9 protein-coding genes are annotated in these 12,734 nt (G+C 55.4%); 8 read left to right on the top strand and 1 reads right to left on the bottom strand.

Annotated elements, in window-relative coordinates:
- Position 1 precedes the first annotated feature (1 nt).
- Entirely contained in the window at positions 2–895 is an 894-nt protein-coding gene (locus J4613_RS09690) for a YcbJ family phosphotransferase (protein WP_000436889.1), read from the top strand.
- On the opposite strand, the gene elyC is transcribed toward J4613_RS09690, so the two are convergent.
- A complete protein-coding gene (elyC, locus tag J4613_RS09685; RefSeq protein WP_000899563.1) occupies positions 875–1,651 on the bottom strand; it encodes an envelope biogenesis factor ElyC in 777 nt (258 codons plus the stop codon). The two genes, J4613_RS09690 and elyC, sit on opposite strands and share 21 nt — an antisense overlap.
- Before the next feature lie 135 nt (positions 1,652–1,786).
- Here elyC and cmoM point away from each other — a divergent pair, with 135 nt between their 5' ends.
- The 7 genes from cmoM (at position 1,787) to J4613_RS09650 (ending at position 12,731) form a co-directional block, all read left to right on the top strand.
- Positions 1,787–2,590 (top strand): tRNA uridine 5-oxyacetic acid(34) methyltransferase CmoM, encoded by an 804-nt coding sequence (gene cmoM / locus J4613_RS09680; RefSeq protein ID WP_001154025.1) that lies wholly within the window; start codon positions 1,787–1,789, stop codon positions 2,588–2,590.
- Positions 2,583–3,905 (top strand): chromosome partition protein MukF, encoded by a 1,323-nt coding sequence (gene mukF, locus J4613_RS09675; RefSeq protein ID WP_001288828.1) that lies wholly within the window; start codon positions 2,583–2,585, stop codon positions 3,903–3,905. Before cmoM ends, mukF begins: the two co-directional genes overlap by 8 nt.
- Complete coding sequence (gene mukE, locus J4613_RS09670; RefSeq protein WP_000060025.1) at positions 3,886–4,590, top strand: chromosome partition protein MukE; 705 nt, start codon at positions 3,886–3,888, stop codon at positions 4,588–4,590. The genes mukF and mukE overlap by 20 nt, the downstream gene beginning before the upstream one ends.
- Positions 4,590–9,056, top strand: coding sequence for a chromosome partition protein MukB (mukB, locus tag J4613_RS09665; RefSeq protein WP_000572753.1), 4,467 nt, complete (start codon positions 4,590–4,592; stop codon positions 9,054–9,056). The genes mukE and mukB overlap by 1 nt, the downstream gene beginning before the upstream one ends.
- 344 nt (positions 9,057–9,400) lie before the next feature.
- Positions 9,401–11,248 carry a L,D-transpeptidase gene (gene ldtD / locus J4613_RS09660; RefSeq protein ID WP_079951480.1) on the top strand — a complete coding sequence of 616 codons (1,848 nt, stop codon included), beginning with the start codon at positions 9,401–9,403 and terminating at the stop codon, positions 11,246–11,248.
- A 259-nt stretch (positions 11,249–11,507) separates the two neighbouring features.
- On the top strand, positions 11,508–12,056 hold the full coding sequence (locus J4613_RS09655; protein ID WP_000357052.1) for a YcbK family protein: 549 nt from the start codon (positions 11,508–11,510) through the stop codon (positions 12,054–12,056).
- A gap of 27 nt (positions 12,057–12,083) precedes the next feature.
- Positions 12,084–12,731 (top strand): MBL fold metallo-hydrolase, encoded by a 648-nt coding sequence (locus tag J4613_RS09650; RefSeq protein WP_001109471.1) that lies wholly within the window; start codon positions 12,084–12,086, stop codon positions 12,729–12,731.
- Positions 12,732–12,734 lie beyond the last annotated feature (3 nt).

The following is a 12,734-nucleotide window of genomic DNA, read 5'->3' as shown; positions in this document are numbered from 1 at the left end:
AATGGAACAGTTGCGGGCCGAACTCAGTCATTTGTTGGGTGAAAAACTTAGCCGTATAGAGTGCGTGAATGAGAAAGCGGATTCCGCATTGTGGTCATTATATGACAGCCAGGGCATTCCGATGCCGCTGATGGCGCGAAGTTTTACCACTCCCGGCGTTGCGCAGCAACTGGCATGGAAAACCTCAATGCTGGCGCGTAGCGGTACGGTGAGGATGCCGGTAATCTATGGCGTATTGACGCATGAAGAGCATCCTGGTCCGGATGTGCTGCTACTGGAACGACTGCGCGGTGTGCCGGTCGAGGCGCCGGCGCGCACTCCGGAACGCTGGGAACAGCTAAAAGATCAGATTGTCGAAGGGCTGTTAGCCTGGCATCGGCAGGATAGCCGCGGTTGCGTTGGCGCCGTAGACCATACTCAGGAGAATATCTGGCCTTCCTGGTATCGTCAGCGGGTGGAGGTGCTGTGGACGACGCTAAATCAGTTCAGCAATACCGGTCTGACGATGCAGGACAGACGCATTCTGTTTCGTACCAGAGAATGTCTTCCTTCGTTATTTGAAGGGTTTAACGACAACTGCGTACTGGTGCATGGCAACTTCTGCCTGCGCAGTATGCTTAAAGACGCCCGTAGCGATCAGCTTCTGGCGATGGTCGGCCCCGGGCTGATGCTGTGGGCGCCGAGAGAGTTCGAACTGTTTCGCCTGATGGATAATCCATTGGCGGAGGGATTGCTTTGGCATTATCTGCAACGCGCGCCAGTGGCGGAGTCCTTCATCTGGCGGCGTTGGCTCTATGTGCTGTGGGACGAGGTTGCGCAATTGGTCAATACCGGACGTTTTAACCGTACCAATTTTGATCTGGCGGCGAAATCATTACTCCCCTGGCTTGCCTGATATGCCTTTCAGCCATTGCCAAAGTCGCCCTAATGTTTCATACCCAGCGCGATCGCTGTGCATCAGCCAGACCGGGGACGGAATTGCCCGCTCCCAGGGATTGAGCGGCGAATCGATCGCCAACTGATTCGCCGGCGCGGGAAGCGGATTCAGCCCGGCATGCTGAAAGAAAATCATCGCACGCGGCAAATGCGAGGCGGAGGTTACCAACAGGAAAGGGGCGTCGCCGATGGCCTGCTTAACGGCGGCGGCTTCTTCTTCCGTATCTTTTGGCTTATCCAGCGTAATAATATCGCTACGCGGTACGCCCAGTGACTGCGCCACCCGCGCACCGACTTCCGCCGTGCTTACCGTATTGGTTTTTGCTACGCCGCCGGTAAAAATCAGCCTGGCTCCCGGATTCGCGCGCCACAGCCGAATGCCTTCCGCCAGCCGCGGCAAGCTGTTGTTAATTAAATTAGAGCTCGGCGCCCACTGCGGGTTCCAGGTATAGCCGCCGCCGAGAACCACAATATATTCCACCTTTTGCGGACCCTGCCAGGTAGGGTAGCGGTTTTCTATCGGACGCAGCAGATGGTCAGAGACGGGTTGCAGGCTTAATAGCAATAGCGCCAGCCAACCTACGCTGATAAATACTTTTCCGGTCTTCTGAAAGCGGCTAAACCAGAGCAGCGCCAGGCCGACGCCAATCATCAGCAACATCAGCGGAAGCGGCAATAACATACCGCCAATCACTTTCTTTAGCGTAAAAAGCATCCTTTTTGGTTCCTTTTTTAACCATATAGCGGAGGATTAACGGTGATATTACACCAGACAGGTTCATTCTGGCCGCGGCTGTGACAAAATAGCGGTTTTATCAGATAACGCCTGAGCCAGCCTGTGGAGAGTCCGATGCAGGATCGCAATTTTGATGACATTGCTGAAAAGTTTTCCCGTAACATTTACGGCACGACCAAAGGACAACTGCGGCAAGCCATTCTGTGGCAAGACCTGGATCGCGTGCTGGAGGAGATTGGCGGGCGGAAACTGCGGGTGCTGGATGCCGGCGGCGGCGAAGGGCAAACGGCGATTAAGATGGCGGAACGCGGCCATCAGGTAACATTATGCGATCTGTCTGGCGAAATGATCGCCCGCGCGCGGCAGGCGGCCGAGGCAAAAGGTGTGAGCAAAGACATGCATTTTATACAATGCCCGGCTCAGGACGTCGCTTCGCATTTGGAAAGCCCGGTTGATCTGATATTGTTTCATGCTGTGCTGGAGTGGGTAGCCGATCCTGTCGGCGTATTAGAAACGCTCTGGTCAGTATTGCGCCCTGGCGGCGCGCTGTCGTTGATGTTCTATAACGCTAACGGTTTGCTGATGCACAATATGGTGGCGGGTAATTTTGACTACGTGCAGGCGGGGATGCCTAAACGCAAGAAGCGCACGCTGTCGCCTGACTACCCGCGCGACCCCGCGCAGGTGTACCAGTGGCTGGAGGCGATTGGCTGGCAGATTACCGGTAAAACCGGCGTGCGTGTGTTTCATGATTATCTGCGTGAAAAACACCAGCAGCGTGACTGTTATGAGACCCTGGTCGAACTGGAAACGCGTTATTGCCGCCAGGAGCCGTATATTAGCCTTGGGCGCTACATTCATGTCACCGCGATTAAAAGCCCGGCGCTAGCCGCAGATGCAAGGATAACCTATGAGTGAATTTTCCCAGACAGTCCCCGAACTGGTTGCCTGGGCCAGAAAAAACGACTTTTCCATCTCGCTGCCGGTAGACAGACTTTCCTTTCTGCTGGCGGTCGCCACGTTGAACGGCGAACGCCTTGACGGCGAGATGAGTGAAGGCGAGCTGGTGGATGCATTCCGCCATGTGAGTGATGCGTTTGAGCAAACCAGCGAAACCATCGGCGTGCGCGCGAACAACGCGATTAACGATATGGTGCGTCAACGTCTGCTGAACCGCTTTACCAGCGAGCAGGCGGAAGGCAATGCGATTTACCGATTAACCCCGCTCGGGATTGGCATCACCGATTACTACATTCGTCAACGCGAATTCTCTACGCTGCGTCTTTCTATGCAGTTGTCGATTGTGGCCGGCGAATTGAAGCGCGCGGCGGATGCGGCAGCGGAGGGTGGCGATGAGTTCCACTGGCATCGCAATGTTTACGCGCCATTGAAATATTCGGTAGCGGAGATTTTCGACAGTATCGATCTCACCCAGCGCATCATGGATGAACAGCAGCAGCAGGTGAAAGACGATATCGCACAACTGCTGAATAAAGACTGGCGGGCGGCGATTTCCAGCTGTGAACTGCTGCTTTCCGAAACGTCCGGTACGCTGCGCGAGTTGCAGGATACGCTGGAGGCGGCGGGCGATAAGCTGCAGGCTAACCTGCTGCGCATTCAGGATGCCACGATGACGCACGACGATCTGCATTTTGTCGACAGGCTGGTGTTTGACTTACAAAGTAAACTCGACCGCATTATCAGTTGGGGTCAGCAGTCTATTGATTTATGGATCGGCTACGATCGTCACGTGCATAAATTTATCCGTACCGCGATCGATATGGATAAAAACCGTGTCTTCGCCCAGCGGTTGCGCCAGTCCGTGCAGACTTATTTTGACGATCCCTGGGCGCTAACCTACGCGAATGCCGATCGTCTGCTGGATATGCGCGATGAAGAGATGGCGTTGCGTGACGATGAAGTCACCGGGGAGTTGCCGCCGGATCTGGAATATGAAGAGTTTAACGAGATCCGCGAGCAGTTAGCGGCCATCATTGAAGAACAGCTGGCTATCTACAAAACCAGACAAACGCCACTGGATCTTGGGCTGGTGGTGCGCGAGTATCTGGCGCAATACCCGCGCGCGCGTCATTTCGACGTGGCGCGTATTGTTATCGATCAAGCGGTACGTCTTGGCGTAGCGCAAGCAGATTTCACCGGACTGCCAGCCAAATGGCAGCCGATTAATGATTACGGAGCCAAGGTACAGGCGCATGTCATTGACAAATATTGAACAAGTGATGCCGGTTAAGCTGGCGCAGGCGCTGGCGAATCCGTTATTTCCGGCGCTGGATAGCGCATTACGTTCGGGCCGCCACATCGGGCTGGACGAACTGGATAATCATGCCTTTCTGATGGATTTTCAGGAATACCTGGAAGAGTTTTACGCGCGTTATAACGTGGAGTTGATTCGCGCGCCGGAGGGGTTCTTCTACCTGCGTCCGCGTTCTACCACGCTTATTCCGCGCTCGGTGTTATCCGAACTGGATATGATGGTCGGTAAAATTCTCTGCTACCTCTATCTTAGCCCGGAGCGTCTGGCCAACGAAGGGATCTTTACTCAGCAGGAGTTGTACGACGAGCTGCTTACCCTTGCGGACGAAGCCAAACTGCTAAAGCTGGTGAATAACCGCTCGACGGGATCTGACGTTGATCGTCAGAAACTGCAGGAAAAGGTGCGTTCTTCTTTAAACCGCCTGCGTCGTTTGGGCATGGTATGGTTTATGGGCCACGACAGCAGCAAATTCCGCATTACCGAATCGGTCTTCCGCTTTGGCGCGGATGTCCGTGCCGGCGACGATCCTCGCGAGGCGCAGCGTCGTCTCATCCGCGACGGGGAAGCGATGCCCATTGAAAACCATCTGCAACTTAATGATGAGACCGAAGAGAGTCAGCCGGACAGTGGAGAGGAAGAATAATGATTGAACGCGGTAAATTTCGCTCGCTAACGCTGATTAACTGGAACGGTTTTTTTGCCCGCACTTTTGACCTGGATGAACTGGTCACGACGTTATCCGGGGGCAACGGCGCCGGGAAATCCACGACGATGGCGGCGTTCGTCACGGCGCTGATCCCGGATCTCACATTACTGCACTTTCGTAACACCACGGAAGCCGGCGCCACCAGCGGTTCGCGCGATAAAGGTCTGCACGGTAAGCTGAAGGCGGGTGTCTGTTACTCCATGCTCGACACCATTAATTCCCGTCATCAGCGGGTGGTGGTCGGCGTGCGTCTGCAGCAGGTCGCTGGGCGCGATCGCAAAGTGGACATCAAACCGTTCGCTATTCAGGGGCTGCCGATGTCGGTACAGCCGACACAACTGGTGACGGAGACATTAAACGAACGTCAGGCGCGCGTACTGTCGCTTGCTGAGCTGAAAGACAAGCTTGACGAGATGGAAGGCGTGCAGTTTAAGCAGTTTAACTCCATCACCGATTATCATTCGCTGATGTTTGACTTAGGGATTATCGCCCGTCGTCTGCGCTCCGCTTCCGATCGTAGTAAATTCTATCGTTTGATAGAGGCCTCGCTGTACGGCGGGATCTCCAGCGCCATTACCCGATCGCTACGCGATTATTTATTGCCGGAAAACAGCGGCGTGCGCAAGGCATTCCAGGATATGGAAGCGGCGCTGCGCGAGAACCGACTCACGCTGGAAGCGATTCGTGTTACCCAATCCGATCGCGATCTGTTTAAGCATTTGATCAGCGAAGCCACCGATTATGTGGCGGCAGATTATATGCGCCACGCCAATGAGCGTCGGGTTCACCTTGATCAGGCGTTGGCGTTTCGACGCGAACTGTACACATCGCGCAAGCAGCTGGCGGCGGAGCAGTACAAGCACGTCGATATGGCCCGTGAGTTGGGCGAACATAACGGTGCCGAAGGTTCTCTTGAGGCGGATTACCAGGCGGCGAGCGATCACCTGAATCTGGTGCAAACCGCGCTGCGTCAGCAGGAAAAAATTGAACGCTATGAAGCGGATCTTGAAGAGCTGCAGATTCGACTCGAAGAGCAAAACGAAGTGGTGGCGGAAGCCGCCGAAATGCAGGACGAAAATGAAGCGCGTGCCGAAGCCGCCGAGCTGGAAGTCGATGAACTCAAAAGCCAGCTTGCGGATTACCAGCAGGCGCTGGATGTACAGCAAACGCGCGCGATTCAGTATAACCAGGCGATATCAGCGCTTTCCCGCGCTAAAGAACTTTGCCATCTACCGGATCTAACGCCGGAAAGCGCCGCCGAATGGCTGGATACTTTCCAGGCAAAAGAACAGGAAGCTACGGAAAAACTGCTGTCGTTGGAACAAAAAATGAGCGTGGCGCAAACCGCGCACAGTCAGTTTGAGCAGGCTTATCAGCTGGTAGCGGCGATCAACGGCCCGCTGGCGCGTAGCGAAGCCTGGGACGTGGCGCGCGAGCTGTTACGGGACGGCGTGAACCAGCGTCATCTGGCGGAACAGGTACAGCCGCTGCGGATGCGCCTGAGCGAACTGGAACAGCGGCTGCGCGAGCAGCAAGAGGCGGAACGTCTGCTGGCGGAGTTCTGTAAGCGACAGGGCAAAAATTTTGATATTGACGAACTGGAAGCGCTGCATCAGGAGCTGGAAGCCCGCATCGCGTCCTTGTCTGATAGCGTGTCGTCAGCCAGCGAACAGCGTATGGCCTTGCGTCAGGAACAGGAACAGCTTCAGTCGCGTATTCAACATCTGATGCGGCGTGCGCCCGTCTGGCTGGCGGCGCAGAATAGCCTGAACCAGCTTAGCGAACAGTGCGGCGAGGAGTTTACGTCCAGCCAGGAAGTGACCGAATACCTGCAACAGCTGCTGGAGCGTGAGCGCGAAGCCATTGTCGAACGCGACGAAGTGGGCGCGCGTAAAAATGCGGTTGATGAAGAGATCGAACGTTTAAGCCAGCCGGGCGGTGCGGAAGATCAGCGTTTGAATGCGCTGGCGGAGCGTTTTGGCGGGGTACTGCTGTCGGAAATCTACGATGATGTCAGCCTTGAAGATGCGCCGTACTTTTCCGCACTGTATGGCCCGTCGCGCCATGCGATCGTCGTACCGGATTTATCGCAAATAGCCGAACAGCTTGAAGGTCTGACCGACTGCCCGGAAGATCTGTACCTGATCGAAGGCGATCCGCAGTCTTTTGATGACAGCGTATTCAGCGTTGACGAGCTGGAAAAGGCGGTGGTCGTGAAAATTGCCGACCGTCAGTGGCGTTATTCGCGTTTCCCGTCGCTGCCTATTTTTGGCCGTGCGGCGCGCGAGAACCGTATTGAAAGTCTCCATGCGGAACGGGAAGTGCTTTCCGAGCGCTTTGCCACGCTCTCGTTTGACGTGCAGAAAACCCAGCGTTTGCACCAGGCGTTCAGCCGTTTTATCGGTAGCCACCTTTCCGTTGCCTTTGAGGACGATCCGGAAGCGGAAATTCGCCGACTGAACGGGCGTCGCGTCGAGCTGGAACGCGCGTTGGCGACGCATGAAAGCGACAACCAGCAGCAGCGCCTTCAGTTTGAGCAGGCGAAAGAGGGCGTTTCCGCGCTTAACCGTTTGCTGCCGCGGCTGAATTTATTGGCCGATGAAACGCTGGCCGATCGGGTCGATGAAATTCAGGAACGGTTGGATGAGGCGCAGGAAGCGGCGCGATTTGTGCAGCAATATGGCAACCAGTTAGCCAAACTGGAGCCGGTGGTTTCCGTTCTGCAAAGCGATCCGGAACAGTTTGAGCAGTTAAAAGAAGACTATGCCTGGTCGCAGCAAATGCAGCGTGACGCGCGCCAGCAGGCTTTTGCGCTGGCTGAAGTCGTCGAACGTCGGGCGCATTTCAGCTATTCCGACTCGGCGGAAATGCTGAGCGGCAACAGCGATCTCAATGAAAAGCTGCGCCAGCGGCTGGAGCAGGCGGAAGCCGAGCGTACCCGCGCCCGCGAAGCGCTGCGCAGCCATGCCGCGCAGTTAAGTCAGTACAGCCAGGTCCTGGCCTCGCTAAAAAGCTCTTACGACACGAAAAAAGAGCTGCTTAACGATTTGCAGCGCGAATTACAGGATATTGGCGTTCGCGCCGACAGCGGGGCGGAAGAGCGCGCCCGCCAGCGTCGCGATGAACTGCACGCTCAGTTGAGCAATAACCGTTCGCGTCGCAATCAGCTTGAGAAAGCGCTCACCTTCTGCGAAGCGGAGATGGAGAACCTGACCCGTAAGCTGCGCAAGCTGGAGCGCGATTATCATGAAATGCGCGAGCAGGTTGTGACCGCGAAAGCCGGCTGGTGCGCAGTCATGCGGATGGTGAAAGACAATGGCGTGGAACGCCGTCTGCACCGTCGTGAGCTGGCTTATCTGTCGGCGGATGAACTGCGCTCCATGTCGGATAAGGCGTTGGGCGCGCTGCGCCTGGCCGTCGCGGATAACGAACATCTGCGCGACGTATTGCGTCTGTCGGAAGATCCGAAACGCCCGGAACGTAAAATCCAGTTCTTTGTGGCCGTTTACCAGCATCTGCGCGAGCGTATTCGTCAGGATATTATTCGTACCGACGATCCGGTTGAAGCCATTGAACAAATGGAGATTGAGCTGAGCCGTCTGACGGAAGAGCTGACATCGCGTGAGCAAAAGCTAGCGATCAGTTCCCGCAGCGTGGCAAACATTATCCGCAAGACTATCCAGCGTGAGCAGAACCGTATCCGTATGCTGAACCAGGGTTTGCAAAGCGTCTCGTTTGGACAGGTGAATAGCGTGCGGTTAAACGTCAACGTGCGTGAAACGCATGCCACCTTGCTGGATGTGCTTTCAGAACAGCAGGAGCAGCACCAGGATCTGTTTAACAGCAATCGTCTGACCTTCTCCGAAGCGCTGGCGAAACTGTACCAGCGTCTGAATCCGCAGATCGATATGGGGCAACGCACGCCGCAGACCATCGGCGAGGAGCTGCTGGACTACCGTAACTATCTGGAAATGGAAGTTGAAGTTAACCGTGGGTCCGACGGCTGGCTGCGTGCGGAATCCGGCGCGCTATCAACGGGGGAAGCTATCGGGACCGGGATGTCAATTCTGGTGATGGTGGTGCAAAGCTGGGAAGACGAAGCGCGCAGACTGCGCGGGAAAGATATTTCGCCATGTCGCCTGCTGTTCCTCGATGAAGCGGCGCGTCTGGATGCGCGCTCTATCGCCACGCTGTTTGAACTATGCGAACGTTTGCAGATGCAGCTCATCATCGCTGCGCCGGAAAACATCAGTCCGGAGAAGGGCACGACGTATAAACTGGTGCGTAAAGTGTTTCAGAATACTGAGCATGTTCATGTTGTCGGGCTGCGTGGCTTTGCGCCGCAGCTTCCGGAAACGCTTCCCGGTACGCAAACGGAAGATACGCCTTCAGAAGCGAGTTAAACACGGCAGAAACGATGAAGTGCCCGATGGCGCCTCGCTTATCAGGCAAGGCCGGATAAATCGGTTACGCCGCCATCCGGTACAACAAGTTCTGTTTTATCATTAGCCTGGGGCGGCGAAAGCCGCCTTTTTCTTTATCTGAAAAATCTCTCCGGGTAGTGCATTTTCTTTAAACTTCTTTACATTAGGTTAGGCAAAAACGTAACGAACTTTATATACTGGAGTTAAGCCTGACGAGTGAGCAGGCTGACTCGTCATACTAAACAAAAGCATTGGTTGCGGTTGACCCGCGCTGCGGGCAGCGCAGTCATGCGGAGTATGATAACGAAAACAGGGGGCAAGGGATGTTGCTTAATAAGATGTGTGGTCGTTGTCTGTCGGCAATCAGTTTATGCCTGGCCGTAACATTCGCTCCACTGTTCAATGCGCAGGCCGATGAGCCTGAAATGATACCTGGCGATAGCGCCGTTGCCGCGACGGATCAGGCTGGGCCGCAGAAACAATCAGCCGCGACGGCGATTATGGCCGGGATTCAGCCGCTGCCGGAGGGCGTTTCAGCCGAGAAAGTCCGGGCTGATTTACAGTCGCAGCTTCCTTCCGGCTATACGCCGGTCTATATGAGCCAGCTGACATTGCTGTATGCCGCGCGCGACATGAAGCCCATGTGGGATAATCGCGATGCGGTGAAAGCCTTCCAGCAACAGTTGGCGGAGGTGGCGATTGCCGGATTCCAGCCGCAGTTTACCGCCTGGGTGGCATTGTTGACCGATCCCGCCGTAAACGGTATGGCGCGCGATGTTGTGTTGTCAGACGCCATGATGGGCTATCTCCATTTCATTGCGAATATCCCCGTCAAAGGCCAGCGCTGGTTATATAGCAACAAACCTTACGCATTGGCGACGCCGCCAGTCTCGGTGATTAACCAGTGGCAAATCGCGCTGGAAGAGGGCCAGTTGCCGATGTTTGTCGCCAGCCTGGCGCCGCAGCACCCACAGTATGCGCCCATGCATGACGCACTGCTGAAGCTGGTGGCGGACTCTCGCCCGTGGCCGCAGTTGACCAATACCGCGACGCTGCGCCCGGGGCAATGGAGTAACGATGTGCCTGCGCTGCGCGAAATATTACAGCGTACGGGGATGCTGGATGGCGGTCCAAAGATAGCCTTACCCGGCGATAACACTGCTGATAGCGCCGTCGTCAGCCCCTCCGCCGTGGTCGACGAAACATCGGTGGCGCAGCCGGTCGACGAACCAACGGCCCGCCGTAGTAAGTCGGCTCCGGCGGCACGCGCCTACGATCGTGAGCTGGTCGAGGCGGTAAAGCGTTTTCAGGCATGGCAAGGGCTGGGGGCGGATGGCGTTATTGGCCCGGCGACGCGTAACTGGCTTAATATGACCCCCGCGCAACGCGCAGGCGTACTGGCACTGAATATCCAACGTTTACGCCTGCTGCCGGCGGAACTCTCTACCGGTATTATGGTAAACATTCCCGCTTATTCGCTGGTCTACTATCAGAATGGCAACCAGGTGCTGGCTTCAAGGGTGATCGTCGGGCGTCCCGATCGTAAAACGCCGATGATGAGCAGCGCGCTGAATAATGTGGTGGTGAACCCGCCGTGGAACGTTCCGCCCACGCTTGCGCGTAAAGACATTTTACCGAAGGTGTGGAATGACCCAGGCTATCTGGAGCGCCATGGCTACACCGTGATGCGCGGCTGGAACAGCAAAGAAGCGATCGATCCGTGGCAGGTTGACTGGGCCACCATTACGCCATCGAATCTTCCGTTCCGTTTCCAGCAGGCGCCAGGCGCGCACAATTCGCTGGGGCGTTATAAATTTAATATGCCGAGTTCAGATGCGATCTATCTGCACGATACGCCTAACCATACTCTCTTTCAGCGTGACGCCAGGGCGTTAAGTTCCGGCTGCGTGCGGGTCAATAAGGCCTCTGAACTGGCGAATATGCTCTTGCAGGATGCTGGCTGGAACGATGCGCGGATCTCTGGCGCCCTGAAGCAAGGCGACACGCGGTATGTCAATATCCGGCAGAACATTCCAGTAAATCTTTACTATCTGACCGCGTTTGTCGGCGCAGATGGACGTATGCAATATCGTACAGATATTTACAATTACGATCTCACAGCGCGATCCAGCGCACAAATTGTGCCAAAGGTTGAACAATTAATCAGGTAAATGAAGAAGTTCTGGTAAATATGTTGTCCTAATGTTTGGCTTCAACGGGGCGTTTCGCTGTAGACCCCCGTTGTGGCTGGGGGAGGGCCATCTTGACGCGGGCTTTATCGGCAGTTAAGGTGCCTTTCGTGCGCCAGAAGTGCATATACAACAACCTTTAAGTCGACCGGGCCGTTCAGAAGTCTGTGCCAGCCGGTATCATGTCTGCTTAAAGGTAGAAGTGTATTAACGATAACATTGACCTGTAGACCTGATTATCATGGACAAATTTGACGCTAATCGCCGCAAGCTGCTGGCGCTTGGTGGTGTCGCTCTCGGCGCCGCCATCCTGCCCGCGCCAGCGTTTGCCACACTCTCGACCCCACGCCCGCGCATTTTGACGTTAAACAATCTCCATACCGGAGAGTCAATCAAGGCGGAGTTTTTCGATGGAAGAGCCTACATTCAGGATGAATTAGCAAAGTTAAACCATTTTTTCCGTGATTATCGCGCGAATAAAGTCCGATCAATCGATCCCCGCCTGTTTGACCAACTTTACCGACTTCAGGGGCTGTTAGGGACGCGTAAACCTGTGCAGCTCATCTCAGGCTACCGTTCTCTTGATACCAATAATGAATTACGCGCCCGTAGCAGCGGCGTAGCGAAAAAAAGCTACCATACAAAAGGGCAGGCGATGGATTTTCATATTGAGGGCGTGGCACTGAGCAATATTCGCAAAGCGGCGTTATCTATGCGCGCAGGTGGTGTAGGATATTACCCACGTAGTAACTTTGTGCATATTGATACCGGGCCGGCGCGGCACTGGTAATCAGCGAGGCTTAATCAAAGGAGCAGTATGAACTATCGTATTATTCCGGTCACCGCGTTCTCCCAGAACTGTTCATTAATCTGGTGCGAACAAACCCGGCTGGCGGCGCTGGTCGATCCGGGCGGCGACGCGGAAAAAATTAAACAGGAAGTGGACGCCAGCGGCGTGACGTTGATGCAAATTTTACTCACGCATGGGCATCTCGATCATGTCGGCGCGGCGAGTGAACTGGCGCAGCATTACGGCGTTCCTGTTATCGGTCCGGAAAAAGAAGATGAGTTCTGGCTGCAAGGACTGCCGGCGCAAAGCCGCATGTTTGGTCTGGATGAGTGTCAGCCGCTGACGCCTGATCGCTGGCTGAACGACGGCGATCGCGTCAGCGTGGGGAATGTGACGTTACAGGTGTTACATTGTCCGGGACACACGCCGGGACACGTGGTTTTCTTTGATGAACAGTCGCAACTGCTGATCTCCGGCGATGTGATTTTCAAAGGTGGCGTCGGGCGCAGCGATTTTCCTCGCGGCGATCACACCCAGTTGATTGACGCCATTAAGCGTAAATTATTGCCGCTTGGCGATGATGTGACCTTTATTCCTGGCCACGGCCCGCTCTCTACGCTCGGGTACGAGCGTCTGCATAATCCCTTCCTGCAAGATGAGATGCCGGTCTGGTAAGCA

It is taken from the genome of Salmonella sp. 32020114201800008SM (genome assembly GCF_017572025.1).
GTDB lineage: Bacteria > Pseudomonadota > Gammaproteobacteria > Enterobacterales > Enterobacteriaceae > Salmonella > Salmonella enterica.
This window is presented reverse-complemented; position numbering and strand designations above follow the sequence as displayed.

Excerpts from the sequence above, each read along its gene's own strand:
- J4613_RS09690 (WP_000436889.1), top strand. The coding sequence starts at position 2 with ATGGAACAGTTGCGGGCCGAACTCAGTCATTTGTTGGGTGAAAAACTT.
- elyC (WP_000899563.1), bottom strand. The coding sequence starts at position 1,651 with ATGCTTTTTACGCTAAAGAAAGTGATTGGCGGTATGTTATTGCCGCTT.
- cmoM (WP_001154025.1), top strand. The coding sequence starts at position 1,787 with ATGCAGGATCGCAATTTTGATGACATTGCTGAAAAGTTTTCCCGTAAC.
- mukF (WP_001288828.1), top strand. The coding sequence starts at position 2,583 with ATGAGTGAATTTTCCCAGACAGTCCCCGAACTGGTTGCCTGGGCCAGA.
- mukE (WP_000060025.1), top strand. The coding sequence starts at position 3,886 with ATGTCATTGACAAATATTGAACAAGTGATGCCGGTTAAGCTGGCGCAG.
- mukB (WP_000572753.1), top strand. The coding sequence starts at position 4,590 with ATGATTGAACGCGGTAAATTTCGCTCGCTAACGCTGATTAACTGGAAC.
- ldtD (WP_079951480.1), top strand. The coding sequence starts at position 9,401 with ATGTTGCTTAATAAGATGTGTGGTCGTTGTCTGTCGGCAATCAGTTTA.
- J4613_RS09655 (WP_000357052.1), top strand. The coding sequence starts at position 11,508 with ATGGACAAATTTGACGCTAATCGCCGCAAGCTGCTGGCGCTTGGTGGT.
- J4613_RS09650 (WP_001109471.1), top strand. The coding sequence starts at position 12,084 with ATGAACTATCGTATTATTCCGGTCACCGCGTTCTCCCAGAACTGTTCA.